Origin of the sequence: Photobacterium japonica, from assembly GCF_050337005.1 — a bacterium.
Lineage (GTDB): Bacteria > Pseudomonadota > Gammaproteobacteria > Enterobacterales > Vibrionaceae > Photobacterium > Photobacterium japonica.
Genome location: NZ_JAKJSN010000013.1, coordinates 90550 through 105698, shown reverse-complemented (window position 1 = coordinate 105698; position 15149 = coordinate 90550). Strand labels below are relative to the sequence as shown.

General features: G+C 50.6%; 16 protein-coding genes. 9 read left to right on the top strand and 7 right to left on the bottom strand.

All coding sequences use genetic code 11. The features are described 5' to 3' along the window. Positions 1–296: 296 nt before the first annotated feature. From L4C36_RS05535 to L4C36_RS05505, 7 genes are all read left to right on the top strand, one after another. On the top strand, positions 297–917 hold the full coding sequence (locus L4C36_RS05535) for a LysE family translocator (protein ID WP_428476829.1): 621 nt from the start codon (positions 297–299) through the stop codon (positions 915–917). 358 nt (positions 918–1275) lie between these two features. Next, entirely contained in the window at positions 1276–2823 is a 1548-nt protein-coding gene (locus L4C36_RS05530) for a 4Fe-4S dicluster domain-containing protein (RefSeq protein ID WP_428476790.1), read from the top strand. Continuing rightward, positions 2823–3143, top strand: coding sequence for a hypothetical protein (locus tag L4C36_RS05525; RefSeq protein WP_428476789.1), 321 nt, complete (start codon positions 2823–2825; stop codon positions 3141–3143). Before L4C36_RS05530 ends, L4C36_RS05525 begins: the two co-directional genes overlap by 1 nt. Before the next feature lie 89 nt (positions 3144–3232). After that, the gene (locus tag L4C36_RS05520; RefSeq protein WP_428476788.1) at positions 3233–4510 is read left to right on the top strand and encodes a tetratricopeptide repeat protein; all 1278 of its coding nucleotides are present in this window, start codon (positions 3233–3235) and stop codon (positions 4508–4510) included. Then, positions 4501–5733, top strand: coding sequence for a 4Fe-4S binding protein (locus L4C36_RS05515; RefSeq protein ID WP_428476787.1), 1233 nt, complete (start codon positions 4501–4503; stop codon positions 5731–5733). Before L4C36_RS05520 ends, L4C36_RS05515 begins: the two co-directional genes overlap by 10 nt. After that, positions 5723–5947, top strand: a complete 225-nt coding sequence (locus L4C36_RS05510) for a hypothetical protein (protein ID WP_428476786.1) — start codon at positions 5723–5725, stop codon at positions 5945–5947. The genes L4C36_RS05515 and L4C36_RS05510 overlap by 11 nt, the downstream gene beginning before the upstream one ends. Before the next feature lie 167 nt (positions 5948–6114). Next, positions 6115–7011, top strand: coding sequence for an AraC family transcriptional regulator (locus L4C36_RS05505; RefSeq protein WP_428476785.1), 897 nt, complete (start codon positions 6115–6117; stop codon positions 7009–7011). A 24-nt stretch (positions 7012–7035) separates the two neighbouring features. Here the strand turns inward: L4C36_RS05505 and L4C36_RS05500 are convergent, their stop codons facing one another. From L4C36_RS05500 to L4C36_RS05485, 4 genes are all read right to left on the bottom strand, one after another. Next, positions 7036–7380: a hypothetical protein gene (locus L4C36_RS05500; protein ID WP_428476784.1), complete on the bottom strand. Its 345-nt coding sequence runs from the start codon at positions 7378–7380 to the stop codon at positions 7036–7038. A 109-nt stretch (positions 7381–7489) separates the two neighbouring features. Further along, complete coding sequence (locus tag L4C36_RS05495) at positions 7490–7816, bottom strand: heavy metal-binding domain-containing protein (protein ID WP_428476783.1); 327 nt, start codon at positions 7814–7816, stop codon at positions 7490–7492. A gap of 272 nt (positions 7817–8088) precedes the next feature. Beyond that, positions 8089–10530, bottom strand: a complete 2442-nt coding sequence (locus tag L4C36_RS05490; RefSeq protein ID WP_428476782.1) for a zinc/cadmium/mercury/lead-transporting ATPase — start codon at positions 10528–10530, stop codon at positions 8089–8091. A 109-nt stretch (positions 10531–10639) separates the two neighbouring features. Beyond that, positions 10640–10978: a hypothetical protein gene (locus L4C36_RS05485; protein ID WP_428476781.1), complete on the bottom strand. Its 339-nt coding sequence runs from the start codon at positions 10976–10978 to the stop codon at positions 10640–10642. A gap of 158 nt (positions 10979–11136) precedes the next feature. On the opposite strand from L4C36_RS05485, the gene L4C36_RS05480 reads away from it, so the two are divergent. Next, a complete protein-coding gene (locus tag L4C36_RS05480) occupies positions 11137–11751 on the top strand; it encodes a hypothetical protein (RefSeq protein WP_428476780.1) in 615 nt (204 codons plus the stop codon). A gap of 92 nt (positions 11752–11843) precedes the next feature. Here L4C36_RS05480 and L4C36_RS05475 read toward each other — a convergent pair whose 3' ends face one another. After that, entirely contained in the window at positions 11844–12653 is an 810-nt protein-coding gene (locus L4C36_RS05475; RefSeq protein WP_428476779.1) for a hypothetical protein, read from the bottom strand. A 293-nt stretch (positions 12654–12946) separates the two neighbouring features. On the opposite strand from L4C36_RS05475, the gene L4C36_RS05470 reads away from it, so the two are divergent. Then, positions 12947–13228 carry a hypothetical protein gene (locus L4C36_RS05470; RefSeq protein WP_428476778.1) on the top strand — a complete coding sequence of 94 codons (282 nt, stop codon included), beginning with the start codon at positions 12947–12949 and terminating at the stop codon, positions 13226–13228. A gap of 94 nt (positions 13229–13322) precedes the next feature. Here the strand turns inward: L4C36_RS05470 and L4C36_RS05465 are convergent, their stop codons facing one another. Together L4C36_RS05465 and L4C36_RS05460 are read right to left on the bottom strand one after the other, a co-directional pair. Then, positions 13323–13796 carry a response regulator gene (locus tag L4C36_RS05465; protein WP_428476777.1) on the bottom strand — a complete coding sequence of 158 codons (474 nt, stop codon included), beginning with the start codon at positions 13794–13796 and terminating at the stop codon, positions 13323–13325. A 14-nt stretch (positions 13797–13810) separates the two neighbouring features. After that, complete coding sequence (locus L4C36_RS05460; RefSeq protein ID WP_428476776.1) at positions 13811–15139, bottom strand: ATP-binding protein; 1329 nt, start codon at positions 15137–15139, stop codon at positions 13811–13813. Positions 15140–15149 lie beyond the last annotated feature (10 nt).

Below are 15149 nucleotides of genomic sequence, written 5' to 3'. Positions count from 1 at the left end.
CTCCCGATAACGATAGCCCATCACGCGCCCCCTTTGAGTGATTGTGATCACAGTTAGTGAAAATCATTGATTTTCATTTTTCATAATTAAGTGATTTACATCACAGCAAATCGATTGCTCTTGCCCTTTATCACAGATTTTTCGCCATTTTGATGATTTTTCACCCAGCAGCAAGAGGCCTTAATATCGGGTTTCTTATGCGCCACAATTGCCACATTTTTCTTGACTCCAACGCTATTCTCGCCAATTCTTCCGGCTCTTTTCTTCCTCTTCTTTTGGAGTGTGTACCCAACATGTTGGATTTTGCCTTACTGGCCGTTTTTATTCCGACCTTCTTCTTTGTTTCCGTCACACCAGGCATGTGTATGACCTTGGCGATGACCCTCGGCATGACCATTGGGGTACGACGTAGCTTACCGATGATGTGGGGTGAGTTGATTGGGGTGGGATTGGTCGCCATTTCCGCCGTGATTGGCGTAGCCGCTATCATGCTGAACTACCCTGCTATCTTCTTCTTCCTGAAATATGCAGGTGGCGCATACTTGTTCTGGCTGGGCATTCAAATGTGGCGCTCGCGCGGTAAACTGGCTATTCCCGATGACTTGGATGCCGAAGTCGACACCGCGCCAAGTGCATTAGCACTGCAGGGCTTTGTCACGGCGATTGCCAACCCGAAAGGCTGGGCGTTTATGATCTCGCTGCTGCCGCCTTTCATTAATACCCAAAAAGACATGGCCCCGCAGTTGGCGGTATTGGTGTCGATCATTTTGGTGACCGAGTTCCTTTGTTTGATCCTGTACGCCAGCGGTGGTCGCACCCTGCGTAAGTTTTTGCAGCAACGTGGCAATGTACAGCTACTGAACCGCATTGCGGGCTCCATGATGATGGGTGTGGGCGTATGGTTGGCGGCAGGTTAATCTTCTAACCACGCCAAATCGCCTCTCTGAGCTTTTTACGCTTAATTAAAAACATATATGGCCCTCTCGTTTGATTGGGCCATATTTCCCTCTCGTTTATTCCTCTCTCTGCTCTTCTTTTGGTTCTTCTTTCCTTTTTCTCCATGTCGCCCTCTCCACTAATCTCCCTAAAAAACCGTCCATCGACAGACCGTTCGTCTACAAAACCAGCAATAAGTAACATTCGCTCAACAAAAATGGCTTTTTTTATCGCTTTAAGGCGGAAATCTACCTTTTGACCACTAGGCGCATCGTTGACAATTTACTCATCACTGATTTTTGCTCTGTCCGAGCATAATGTTAACCATGGATGAGCGTGATGACCCACGAAAAACATGCGGCAACGCAAGACGTTGCAAATCCGTCACGACGGAATTTCCTGAAAATTGGCGGCGCGACCGCAGTGGCGGCGTCTGTTGCCGGTGCCATTGGTGCAGGCTTCCAACTAGGCCGCGATCCTGACAGCTATGTAGGCTGGGGACGCACCGAAGAAGGCAAAGACATGTTCTTTGACCGTGATTCGTTCCGCGTCGATTACCCGCCAACATTCCGTAAGGTGGCCGAGATTGAACGTCCAGAATGGGCGTCTCACTTGTTTAACCGTACCGGTAGCTTCCGTAATGCGTTTAACGAAGGTTGGACGCCGGACATGGGGCTAGAAACCTTCCCTGACGAACGTATCCGCGTTTACTACCGGGATATGCCGGATCGCTTCGAAGAGATGCTACGTGCCTTCCGTGAAAACGAATCCCGTAAAGCCAATATTGAACGTTTACGCGATCAGTTCGCCATTGGTTGGGCATACGACTGCGCCCACGAAAAAGCGGCGTACGGCACTCACGACCACCCGATTAAATTCCCTAAGCCACCAGAAGGGCCGCCGGAAGTCGCTGACTACTATTTTGTCGATCCAACGCGTAAAAAACTGGACTTCAAATCGCCACAGCATGCGTCTGAATTAGTGAAAACCATGGCGCACCAATTTGGCGCGAGCTTGGTGGGCATTACCGGCATACACAAAGAGTTCATCTTTAAAAACATGATGCGCGGTGTTGAGAGTTGGGGCGACGAAGTGCCAGCACACTGGAAATCAATCATCGTGATCGGCATTCCAATGAACTGGGACCCGATGTATTCAGCGATCGGCTATTCCACCTCGTACGATGCGTACCACAAGTGCCGTTTAGCGATCGGTAAGCTGCAAATCTTCCTTGGTGAACTGGGTTACGGCTCTCGCTGTCAGGTACCGGGCAACGATTATGAAATGACAATTCCGCCATTAGGCGTACTGGCCGGTTTAGGTGAAGCCAGCCGTAACGGTACGCTGATGACGCCGGAATTGGGCACCAATATTCGTTTGGCGGCATTGGTGACAGACATCGATCTTGAGCATGACAAGCCGGTTGATCTGGGCATGCAGCACTTCTGTCAGGACTGTAAGATCTGTGCGACTAGCTGCCCGTCAGGCTCTATCTCTCTGTCTGACAAGCCAGATACCGTGATCCGTGGTTTCAAGCGTTACGACTTCAACCAAGATAGCTGCTACCGCATGTGGCAGAGTGGCCCAACGGCCATGGGGATGGGCTGTCGCGCCTGTATTGCGGTGTGTCCTTACACCCGTAAGAACAACTGGATCCACACCATTGTGCGTGAAGCCGATCCGCGCGATAAAACGGGCTTAACCCGCACCGCGCTGTTAGCGATGCAGCACAACATGTTCTATTACCCAGAAGCAGAAGCCTACCACGGCGATTGGAACGGCGGCCACATGGCGGGCTACCACCAACCACCGGAATGGATGCGTACGGAAAACTTCTTCAACGTGGATAAAACCTGGCACTACGACGGTAACTGGGAGGGGATCTAATGTTTCCACAAGCAACTTTGCTCGACCCGCTATTTTGGATGGTCATGGGCGCAATGCAGCTTTATTTGTTTCAGAACGCACGCTACTGGGCGGCAGAATTCAAACTTAACATGAACCCGGCCAAGTGGGTATTGGTTGGCGGTTGGTGGGCTTCATTTCTACTCACGATTGCCGGTGCCTTTACCTTACTCGGGGAAAATGAAGGGAATGCCGGTTGGTACTTCCTTGGCGTCGTCGGCACGGCGTTAGTCATTGCCGGCTTTGGTATTGCGCGTCTACTGGTTTGGCTGCGCGATCGCCACGCGGCTTCAGCGTCCTGATCTACCGCTTTGAACCACTGTTGACCCTGCGCTTGCGTAGGGTCACACCCTGAGACGATCACCAAGAAACTCCACCAAGAGACATCACCATGTTATCGCAACACACGCTCGATCAAATTACTGCCCTTTCCTCACTGTGCATGCATACGCTTGAGTCTGAACTCGATATTGATGCCATTACATTGGCCGTGAGTGAGCAAGCTAAATCCCTGCTCAGTCAGCGCGTCAACAGCCTGAATGGTGATGAACCGGCGGCCTTGTATGGTTGGATTGAACACCAAGCCCTGCAAACGGAAATCAACCTTTGGCTGGCACAATTAGGGTTTGATGGGCTGGGCAGCAACGGCATCGGCGCCGAACACCAGCAGCATTTTCTCGCCGGTTTAATTCAGTTAGGGCTACCCGAATCGGCACTGACCTGCATTGGCCGAGGCCAACAGCGTGAACAACAACACGACTCGTCGCACCACGTAGATCCAACGGCAGCCACAACCACAACCACAACCACGCACAGTGCATTAGAATTACTGCGCGGCAAAGCCTTGTCTGCTTTGGGGCAACCTGAGGCGGCAATTTCGTGTTATTTAGCGATGTCATTGCAGCAACCGGACAACTACGCACCGTATTTCCACCTCGCAGGCGAGTACTTACGCCTAGGGCGCCATGCCGATGCGCTGCACGCATTTGATCAAGTGATTGAACGTCATCCCACCCTGCCGGGGCCGTGGCACAACAAAGGCGTGTGCTTGTACCAACTGGAAGATTTTGAGCAGGCCATTCCCTGCTTTGAGCAAGCGAGTGCCTTATCCCCAGACTTTGCCGGATCATGGATCGCGTTGGGCAAATGCCATTTATCACTCGACAATACCGACGCGGCTTGGCACACCTTGCAGCATGCGCTCACCTTGGGTGATGCCCATCCTGAATTACACAAAACCCTCGGGCTGACCGCCAAAGCCATGGGGCAGCAAGATACCGCCGCCGACTACCTTAACCTCGCGCTGGAAAGCATGCCAGACGAAGTGGGCCTTTACCTTGCCCGTGCAGAATGCTTGGTCAGTACCGAGCAATATCAAACGGCGCTGAACGACCTGATGCGCCTGAAAGTGATTGAACCGTACAATGTACGCAGTGCCGCGCTGGAATTTGAATGCTTGTTTGCATTGCAACGGTACCCCGAAGCAGAGCGTTGCTATTACTTTTTACAGGGCATGCATCCACAAGCCACCGCACCGTATGCCGATGCCATCGCGACGATTCGCCAACAAGTCACGATCATGACGCAACCTGTTAAGACAGTGGCTGTCGCGCCTGAAGCGATGACCACGACGGCCCACGATAACAAGGAGGATCATGCATGCGCTTAAAACGCGACCAACAAGAAAAAATCGCCATTGTCGCAACACTCGTGATCTTATTGCTTGCGTGGTTTTTTGGGGGATTACGCCAAGATGCCAGCGTGCAACAAACCTTATCACAAGCCACGTCAAGCGGTCTGGTGTACACCGCAGCGGGTGAAAACCTGTGGCAGGCACGTGCGCGAGATAACGGCCTTGACGTCAACCACACTCAGAAAGCCCCGATCGCATGGCTTTCCCGTGCCACCGCCATCGGCTATGGCGGTCCGTTAGATATCGTTACCGCGATCGATAACACCGGCAAACTCAGTGGTATTGCGATTACGGCCAGTGCAGAAACCGAATCTTATCTGCGCCAAGTCACTGACAGCGGTTTTGTGGATGCCTTTTTAGATCAAAACGCGCAATCTTTGACCACCACCTTGGCGGTTGTCGATGGCATATCGGGGGCAACCCTGACCAGCAAGGCGATTCAACACGCCATACTGACCAGCAGCCAGCACAGTGCGCGCGACGGATTACAACAAGCGATCCCGCTTGCCTCAACGTCAGCATTAACCTTGCCCAATTGGATGGACGGATTGGCCCTTGTGCTGTTTGTCGCCGCCATGGTGATCAACCAAGCGGGTTTTAAATGGAAAGTGGCGGGTCGTCGCACCATTATGGGCGTATCACTGATCATGCTGGGGTTCTATGCCGCTGCACCTTTTGGTTTGGGCACCGTCGGCTATGTGCTGAATGGTTTCTGGATGGGGGGCGTGGCCAGTTACACCTCGCTGATGCTGCTATTGCTTACCGTCGGTTATTTGCTGTTTTCGAACAAAAACATCTATTGCAATACGGTATGTCCGTTCGGGGCTGCGCAAGAATGTGTCGGCAAACTCAACAAGGCCAAAGCGTGTAAATCCAATCACCCTGTGATGTTGTGGCTCCCCCGCGTACTGGTCACGTTCACCTTGGCATTGGGGTTGTATTTCCGCAGCCCGTCGTCGTTCAGTTTCGAGCCGTTCGGCATGGCGTTTAACATGATTGGTGGGCCACTGTTGTTTGCCTTAGCCATCCTTGTGGTGCTGACGTCGTTGTTTGTCCACAAACCATGGTGCCAAAGCTTATGTCCGATCACCCAGACCATGGCCTTCCTGCGTGCTGTGAAGCAATGGGGGAAATCACTGACCAAGAAGAAGCGTCCTGCTCGTCCGACAAAGCCACAGGAGAAACCACATGCGCGATAAACTCTCTGTCATCTTTTTTATCGTTGCTACCGGACTGATCTTGGCTCACGTCGTGCAAACGGCGATGAACTTACAGGCCCATTCGCAACAGCAAAGTGCGATTTACCGCGTGTTGCGTACCGAAGCCAAAGCGCCCGTGACCGCCCCAGCGAAGATTGACTACAAACGCCTTGCCGAGTTGAATGCAGAGACCTCTAAAGCAGAAGGTTGGTAAACAAAACGGGCTAATCGACTCATGCAGTGATAGACCCTGCGCACATTCACACTTCTATCAATAAAGGGCGATATCACCTATCGCCCTGCCTAAAACCGAATGTAAATCAAAGACAAATCGCTCACAGTTCATAAAGTAACCGCGAGATTGTAAAGAGCGTTATCCCTATGCCACCACATGCCCTAGAACACTATTCCATCCAACGCATTGCATTCAATAACCAAGATTGCAATCCTGTTGAAATGACATTGCGCCCGCTGCGTGCCCTGTTTGCAGAAAAAGACCGTTATCCGCTCACCACGCCGCACAGGTTGGATTTCTACTCACTGATCTATATTCATCAGGGCGAAGGGCAACACATGATCGACACAAAGCCATTTCGCTATCGGCCTGGCAGCCTCTTTTTGATCGCTCGCCATCAAATCCACCACTTTATCCTTAATGATCACTCCGATGGCTATGTCATGACATTCACCGACAACATGCTGTTTGGCGGTACCGATGACACCTTCAAGCCGGATGTGATCGCCCTGTTTGAGCAGACCAACCATTACCACGCGCCGGATTTAGCCGCCTCTTTTGCTGAGCTCTATGCGGAATTTCAGAGCAGCCAGCCTCACCGCAATAACATGCTGCACTGTCTGTTGCGCAGTTTAATTCACCGTATTTACCGTGCCAATCTCAAGTCAGCACCGGTCACGCAATTACACCCGACGGGGTTATTTGATCGTTTTCGCGCGGCAGTAGAGCAACACTTTCCCCTGCATCACCACGTGGCGGATTACGCCAACCTGTTGGGGTGCTCAAGCAAAAAATTGTGCAGTGTGTGCAAGCAACAAACAGGGAGCAGTGCCAAAAGCCTGATCGATGATAGGTTATTACTGGAAGCCAAGCGTCTACTGGCCTACAGCGCCTTGTCGATTGGGGAGATTGCTATTCAGTTAGGGTTTGAAGAAGCGACCAACCTCGCGAAGTTTTTCCGTCGCCATACGGAACTGTCACCCCGCGACTTTCGCTCAATCAGCCGCCTTAACCACCAGCAAAATGGCCAGATGGGATGGTAAAAAGACGTAACGTAACCTGCTCCGTTATAGTTCCGTACCACACGTTTTATTGATGACTTGCCTCGCTATGTGCGTGATCCCCTCAGGAACCGCTGAACCATATTGTCGGTAATACGGTTTTACTTCATCACATTGATCGCCAATAACCAACGCCAGCCTCAAAAACGCCAGTGAATCACTGGGATCCATCTCCAACTGTTGAAGCGCAGCAGCACGCGCTACTGCATCATCATCGGTGGCGTAAGCCTGCTCGAACATCATCGTCAACGCATGGTAGTCTTTTGACGAATCAGCCCAAGACCACGTAGGTAGACATACTAAACAAAGCACACAGCTATACAAAATGAGACGCTCAATATTAATGAACATGGTTCCGCCACCGTAATAAAAACAAAACGTATTAAAAACAAAAAAAGAGGAAAAGTTCAGGCACTCTCGTCCCCTCACTTATTCCTCTCATTTCAACGACAATGAATAATTATCGTTTTTTGAAGCGTACGGCAGTACCACTCACACTGACCATCATCATGCTGCCACCTTGACCGACGACTTCATAATCAATATCAACACCAATAATACCATCAGCCCCTAATGCTCGCGCATGAGACTCCATCTCAGCCAGCGCGATAGTACGTGCATTGCCCATTTCTTCTTCATAAGCACCTGAACGGCCACCGATGACATCTCGAATTGAGCCCAAAATATCTTTAAAGATATTGGCACCTAAAATCGCTTCGCCAACCACGATATCCAGATACGCTTCAACTTCCTTGCCATCAACCGTTGACGTCGTCGTCTTTAACATAAAATCTCCATTTAGTCTGTTACTCGGAATAAATCATTGTTTACTAAAAATTCGCCCGAGTGATAACCGATGCAGATTCGCGATTAACTATCCGAATTTCGCCCTCTGTTGATGCGTTTCATCCTACTAAAGCCACCAATATGCAACAACGTGAATTTTAATGACTCATGCGCATGTTGCGACGCGGTTCACTCCCGCTTGCTTGAATATGCTTAAATATAACAAGCGCACCCTAAGGTGCTCGTGTTATGACCGATGTTGACCTCAAACAATCACTCTTTGTAGTTGAACTTGAGTAACCGTAAGGCATTAAGGGTCACTAGCGCGGTGGCACCACTGTCAGCCAGTACCGCTACCCACAGGCCAGTCATGCCTAACAAGGTCGTGACCAAGAACAAACCTTTCAAGCCCAGCGCTAACGCCACGTTTTGGCGAATATTGGCCAAAGTTGCTTTCGACAGCGCGATCATCATCGGCAGTTCAGACACACGGTTATGCGTTAACGCAGCATCGGCGGTTTCCAGTGCGACATCGGTCCCCCCTCCCATCGCGATACCGATAGACGCCGTTTTCATGGCTGGCGCATCATTAATGCCGTCACCAACCATGGCCACGTTGCGAGTCTGGTTGGCCAATTCCACCTGCTGCACTTTGTCTTCCGGTAGCAAACCCGCTTTAAAATCAATACCGATTTCACGGGCAATCGCGGCGGCAGCACGTGGGTTGTCGCCAGTTAGCATGACCGTCTGGATCCCCATCGTATTCAACGCTTTGATCGCTTTGGCACTGTCTGGGCGTAAATTATCACGCCATGCAATCAAGCCAACCGGCTGCGCATTACGCAGCGCCACAACCAAGGTTTTACCTTCACCTTCTAAATCGAACGCTTGCGCCGATTGCGCGTCGGTCAATTCAATCCCTTGTGGCAGACGATCAGCGGCCACTAGCATCACAGTGTCACCGTCAATCACCCCTTGAATACCACGACCTGCCAGTGCTTGACGCTCAGCCGCTTCGATCACGCTCAATCCACGCGCCTGAGCGGCATTCACCACCGCTTGTGCCAGCGGGTGTGCCGAGCCCATTTCCACGGCCGCAGCCTGACGCAGCAGACGATCATCATCACCGTCCCAGCTGATCAAATCCGTCATTGCTGGCTTACCTTCAGTCAGCGTACCTGTTTTATCAAATGCCACGGTTTCAATATGGCCCAGTTGTTCCAATGCGGCGCCGCCTTTGATCAGCGCACCACGGCGCGTTGCGGCTGCCAAGCCAGACGTAATGGCCGCCGGAATGGAAATTACCAAGGCACACGGACAAGCAATCAACAACAAGGTTAAGCCTTTGTACAACCATTCATCCCACGATTGGGCGAAAAACAGCGGTGGCACCACCACCACCAGCGCCGCCAACACAATCATCGCGGGGGTGTACCAACGGCTAAAGCGATCCACAAAACGTTCTAACGGGGCTTTGCGCGATTCAGCGTCTTCAATCAAGTGCAAAATGCGATCAATGGCGTTATCCCCTTGCTCAGACACAATGCGCAAGCGCACTACTTTGTCTGCCACCAAGGCACCCGCCATCACTTGTTCGCCTTTTAAACGCTCGACCGGTACGGATTCACCGGTTAACGCACTTTCATCAAAGCTGGCGTTACCCTCAAGCAATTCAACATCAGCCGGTAAACGGCCGCCGGGGGCGACTTCTATCACATCGCCCGGTTGTAGCTCACTGGCCGCGACTGTTTTTTGGCTACCGTCCGGCAAGATCACCTTGGCATCTTCCGGCACCAGTGCCATCAGGGCTTTTACCCCACTGCGCGCCTTGGCCGAGGCATAACCTTCAAGCTGTTCACCAATCAAGAATAACAACAACACCATGGCAGCTTCTGCGGTTTCCCCCAAATACAGCGCACCAATCGCGGCTACACTCATCAAGGTTTCAATCGAGAACGGTGAGCCGTTTTTCGCCATCACAATGGCTTTTCGTACAATCGGGAATAACCCTAACAAGGTGGTGGCCGTAAAGGCCATCAAGCCCCACTCAGCAGAGTATTGATTGAGCAACGCGGAAAGCGCCATCATCACCGCGATCACAATGACCGCGAGATTCGCTTGTAAGAATGACGGCGCAGGGGCATCAGCATCACGCTGTGTGGTGATCAGACGGAAACCCGTTTGCTGGGTTTTATCAATAATGGCGTCCGATTGTGTCGCTGATTGACAGTGGACAATCAGTTTTTCCGTGGCAAACATCACTTTCGCCGACACAACACCGTCTAAGGTCATGATGGCTTTTTCCAGTTTTCGCGCACAACTTGGGCAGTCCATCCCTGCGACTTTCCAGCTTAATGTGGCGTTGTAACTACTGGGCGAGAGCGCTTCTGTGGGGGCATCCGTTGGCGCATCAGTGACTGTCTCATGTGTATGACAGTCACTCGACGATGAGCAGCATGATGAAGAAGAAGGTACATCGGCGGAAGTGATTTTATTAACGTGAAAACCGTGTACCGGAGAGGAAGCAGGATCGTCGTCGCCCGAGAGCTCACCGTCAGTAGTGACATTATGATCCGTGGTTGACGCGGACGCCGTTTGGCAATGGCCAGACGCGCAACAAGGCTCTGTATGACTGTTATTTTCAACGACGACTGACGCCGTATTGGCCGCAGCCGCATGAACATGAAATTTCTTATTATTGCATTGTGCACACATGGGCACGCTCCTTGTAATGAATGATCACCAACCTATTGGCGACTCTTCAAACTATAAACCTTGGAGCTAGGTCTAAGGTCAAGGAGATTTCGTGTTTTAATCCTGAAAATTAAAAAGAGGGCCAGTACGAAAATTTAAAGTACAGCAGCAATGCGATGGCAGACACCAACCCTAGCGCACCCAATACACCTCCTACCCACTGCCCCTCTTGACTGGCATCCATATCCCCTGCCCATAACAACAGCCCAAAAGCCCCGAGCGGAAGCCCATAAAACACCGCGCCCATGTTTGACCCTCTATATGCTAACCCCATCGGAGGCCAGAAATACACGACACAATAAGCCGCCATCAGAGTCACTGCAAACAAGCACGCTCGATTCAGCCCCGCCGTGCCATTGAAGTAGAAATAAAACCCGAGCAATGCCAGCGCGGGAAGCAGTAGTAGCATGTGTTCATCCTTTTATGTTGCATCAGCATCACCGAACGTCTCTCCACTCAGCGACGTTATTGACATTTTTCCCATAAAAAATAGCGTGCTACAGTCATACCTTTAGCCCATAAGGTAGGGTGTATAAGACGTCCACACAGTAGACACGGAGGTGACGGATGAAAATGATCTTTGTCGATGCAGAAAATATTGGCTTAAAAGCATTGGAAAAAATTGAAGCATCAGTGGTGGACAAAGTGTTTGTTTTTTCCAAAGATGACACAGTAAAGCGCGCCTGTGATAGTGCGTTATTTTTGTGCCTGTCAGATTATCCCACGGGTGCCAATCAGGCCGATTTCTATCTCATCGCTTATCTGGCTCGCGTATTGAGTACGCTGCCTTGCCCTATTTTGCGTGAATGTACACTGGCACTTTATACCAACGACGAAAACTTGATCAGTGCATTTGAATTACAATGCGCGTTATTCGGCAGTAAATGCAAGATTGTCCGCACAAAAAAAGACACGGTCGTGTCATTAACGCCGCGGATTGAGCCTCAAAAGCTCATCAATAAGCCCACTAACAAACCTGACAATACACAGCCACTAAAGCACACCGACCGGCTCTTTAATGCGTTAACATCACCGCGCGCCTTCAACACGAAACTGCAAAAAGAACTGGGGCTTACCCAACCAGAATTTACCCGGGCGATTCAACAATTACGCGAAAAGAATAAAATTCAACGCTCACCGCAAAGTAAAAAACAATGGATACAGTGTAAGAAAGCGTCTTAGATACAAGCCTCTTCGCCACTTACCACAGTCATAAACACAATCAGCCGCACGAGGCGGCTGATGAAAGGCTCACGTTACTGATCTCAAACAAGTTAGAACAGTGCAACCTCATGTTGGCGAGGGCTCGATGAGCGAATTAACAACTCACGGGGGGGGGTCTCCGGTGACGTCAAAGCATGCGTACTCGTCACATACATCGACATGTTGCAAGCGGTATAGTCCTGCTGTAACGCATCAATTGACACCCCATAATCTTCCACCAGTGAAATTTCAAACGGTGAATTAGCAGGATTAATATTTTCCGATGTCAAAGCTTCAATATACGTCACCGTGCCATCCGCTTTATCACAAGCGAGGCTGTACAAATCCACATCAAAGGTGTGATCACTCTCTTCAACCCACTCGACCACCACAGTGTCAGATCCATCATGTTGCCCTGCCGATGCAATGAATACCGGTGTCGCCAAGTGCTCAATCGCCTTACTTGCAATTAAATCACCACCACGGTACCACTCAATGTCATACACCGGTGCACCATAAGGCACATCCGGAAAGACCGTCATGTCTTGGGTCGCATTGAGGATGTCAGCGTCATAGTCTTGTCCATCAGCACGAATAATGAGCTTTTCATCACTGCTGGGATATAACGCGCCTGCCGCCGAGGCAAATAATGCGCGTGGTTGTAGTTTATAATCCGGTGAAACAGTGAGGTGTACATTTACCGTAATGTCATCGGTATTATACGCACAGGTAAAATCCGTTCCTGTACAGGTCGCTTCTCCACCACTTCCGCCCCCTGTATTGCCTTCCCCAGCTGAATCACCGCCGCCTCCGCCGCCACAGGCCGAAAGCAGCATTGCCATTGTTGCCACACGGGTTAATCGCCATCCTTGCTTCATCATGGTTTTCCTTATAGATGACACAATTAAGATAAGTAAACCCCATGCTACACAAGTTACCACTTTGTTAATAACACTCAACCATGACATGCCCCGCAAAAATGATGCGCAAGTGACTGTTTAATTTATAATTAAATTGCATATCTAAGCCTATTTATAAAAACAAATACGCACTCACCGCGCCGAATATCTCTACCACGAAAAAGCCCGCGCATTACCCATGTATCTCTCGCCGCCTTGCCGTTATAATCGTCGACCCTTTCCACCCAATGCAGATGAATAGTCTGAGACAAGCCATGAGCCGTAAACCTGATCGATCCACAGCGATGATACAAATCATCGAACAAGTGAAAGACGAACTGCCGCTGTATGATGAAGAGACGTTTAAATGCGGACCGGACAATAGCTGTATCGGTTGTCCGAAAAAATTGATGGAGTTGGTTGAAACGGAAGTCTCATATTGGGAGCATGCGATTCATCGCGGTGATGTGCCGACGTTTGATGAAATCAATCGCTTCGGTAAGCTGTGCAAAAACATCCGACGCGGCTTGGTGCGCAACAATATTATTGCGGCCTAACCCCCACGGCGACGTATATGATGCATAAAGAAAAAGCAGGCCATCGCCTGCTTTTTTTATGTGCGGTGTCGGTTACGGCACCAAAGTAAACCAATTAGCTTAGACGGCGTAACACCACGCTGTTATCGAGGATGTCCATCCACGGTTGATAATCCAACCCCATGTCGAACACATACTCGGTGATCAAGCTACGGGCGGTCATCAGTAACGTATCCGCTTTCCAAGGCTTTTCAAAATAGCTTTCAATGCGAGCACGGTTGATGGCTGCAATCGTATCTTGGTGGGTCGCCTGTCCGGTCAGCAGCACCTTTTTGGTGTTCGCAAAACGGGTATCCAGTGAGATCTCAGTCAGTAGCTCCACGCCTGTTTTGCCCGGCATGACATGATCAGAAATCACCAATGCCACGAATTCGCCTTCCGCATCCAACTCATCCATTAATTCCAATGCTTCGTCTGCGGATTCGCAGTCTTCAACATGGAAAAAATCATTCAGCGGCGACAGATCTTTCAATACGGCGCTCAGCACTTCCCTCTGGTCATCTACACAGATGATATTTAATTTGTCCATCACTTAACCATCCCTTACGCGATTGGCAATTTAATACGAAATTTGGTTTTCTCTGGGTCGCTCTTCAGTGCAATCGTGCCACCGTAACTGTGGACAATGCGCTGCACGATAGACAACCCTAAGCCTAAGCCGAACGATAGCCCCCCTTTCTTGGTAGTAAAGTTCGGTTGAAACACTTTGCGGCGCGTGGCCTCATCAATCATGGGTCCGTTATTGCTGATCGTGATCAGCAAGCGATTCTTTGAATGACGGGTGATGATTTCAATCTGCGGCTGCTCTGTCTCTTCCATTGCATCACACGCATTTTTGATGATGTTGACCCACACCTGCACCAACTCGGTCGTACTGGCCGTGATCGATGGTAACACCGCCGGACGCAATACCACGTTCACCCGGCGCAAATTACTTTGCAGCAGTGACAATGACTTATGAATGGTATCGTTCACATCGACATCCGGTTGGCGAGCGGTATCCGTGCCCCCCAACTGCTTCACTGAACGCACAATACTGGTGGCATGTTTTGCCGCTAAGCGCATATCGTGCAGATCCCGTCCCATGTCCCAGTATTGCAGGGCATCGTCGACGTTCTCTAACCAGTAATCCGGTACTTCCCCTTCGGGTAAGGCCCGCGCCAACTGCCGCGCCTGATCACGGCCGAGGCCGAGATCCTGCTGTAACTGTTTGGCCCGCTGTCGCACTTCAGCCGACGTGGCGGATTGACCCTCGCAGATCCCAAGATCCAAAAACGGGCTCACATGCGGTTTGCTCTCGTCTAAAATCCGACAGATTCCATTTTGTAAGCCTTCCGTTTTACTGCTGATCACCCCAACGGCGTTATTCAACTCGTGGGCAATACCTGCCGCTAACTGCCCTAAAGTGGTCATTTGCTCGGCGGCATACAACTGTTGCAGGGCCTTTTCTTTTTCAATCGCCTGCAAACCTGTCAGCATTTGGCGGCGTGCCAGTTCATGCACCATGACGGGCATAAACTGCTCACTGAGCGAACCGTAATTTTCCGGTTCAACCGCTTGGGTATTCAGATCAATCCATGATAGCTCACTGTCTTTCTCGGCAATCACCGTGGTGGAAGCCATCAATGTTTGCGCAAAAAAACTGTGAACGCCAAAGAACATTCCCTGCTCAACCCGAAACACTTTGGCGGTCATCTCACTGTCGTCTTCGCTATTGAGATAACCGGACAGCTCACCTTTTTTCACCCAATACAGCTTATCGTTATAGCCGTCTTGCGTAAGGACATGTGTGCCGGCCTTCACCGCCGTGGTGCGGACAGGATCGCGGAAGTACACGTCCACAATGCGCTGCATGGCTTTTGGTTGATGCATGCTGGTTCTC

Coding starts and splice junctions, on each gene's coding strand:
- L4C36_RS05530 (WP_428476790.1), top strand. CDS start 1,276: ATGACCCACGAAAAACATGCGGCAACGCAAGACGTTGCAAATCCGTCA.
- L4C36_RS05525 (WP_428476789.1), top strand. CDS start 2,823: ATGTTTCCACAAGCAACTTTGCTCGACCCGCTATTTTGGATGGTCATG.
- L4C36_RS05520 (WP_428476788.1), top strand. CDS start 3,233: ATGTTATCGCAACACACGCTCGATCAAATTACTGCCCTTTCCTCACTG.
- L4C36_RS05515 (WP_428476787.1), top strand. CDS start 4,501: ATGCGCTTAAAACGCGACCAACAAGAAAAAATCGCCATTGTCGCAACA.
- L4C36_RS05510 (WP_428476786.1), top strand. CDS start 5,723: ATGCGCGATAAACTCTCTGTCATCTTTTTTATCGTTGCTACCGGACTG.
- L4C36_RS05505 (WP_428476785.1), top strand. CDS start 6,115: ATGCCACCACATGCCCTAGAACACTATTCCATCCAACGCATTGCATTC.
- L4C36_RS05500 (WP_428476784.1), bottom strand. CDS start 7,380: ATGTTCATTAATATTGAGCGTCTCATTTTGTATAGCTGTGTGCTTTGT.
- L4C36_RS05495 (WP_428476783.1), bottom strand. CDS start 7,816: ATGTTAAAGACGACGACGTCAACGGTTGATGGCAAGGAAGTTGAAGCG.
- L4C36_RS05490 (WP_428476782.1), bottom strand. CDS start 10,530: ATGTGTGCACAATGCAATAATAAGAAATTTCATGTTCATGCGGCTGCG.
- L4C36_RS05485 (WP_428476781.1), bottom strand. CDS start 10,978: ATGCTACTACTGCTTCCCGCGCTGGCATTGCTCGGGTTTTATTTCTAC.
- L4C36_RS05480 (WP_428476780.1), top strand. CDS start 11,137: ATGAAAATGATCTTTGTCGATGCAGAAAATATTGGCTTAAAAGCATTG.
- L4C36_RS05475 (WP_428476779.1), bottom strand. CDS start 12,653: ATGATGAAGCAAGGATGGCGATTAACCCGTGTGGCAACAATGGCAATG.
- L4C36_RS05470 (WP_428476778.1), top strand. CDS start 12,947: ATGAGCCGTAAACCTGATCGATCCACAGCGATGATACAAATCATCGAA.
- L4C36_RS05465 (WP_428476777.1), bottom strand. CDS start 13,796: ATGGACAAATTAAATATCATCTGTGTAGATGACCAGAGGGAAGTGCTG.
- L4C36_RS05460 (WP_428476776.1), bottom strand. CDS start 15,139: ATGCATCAACCAAAAGCCATGCAGCGCATTGTGGACGTGTACTTCCGC.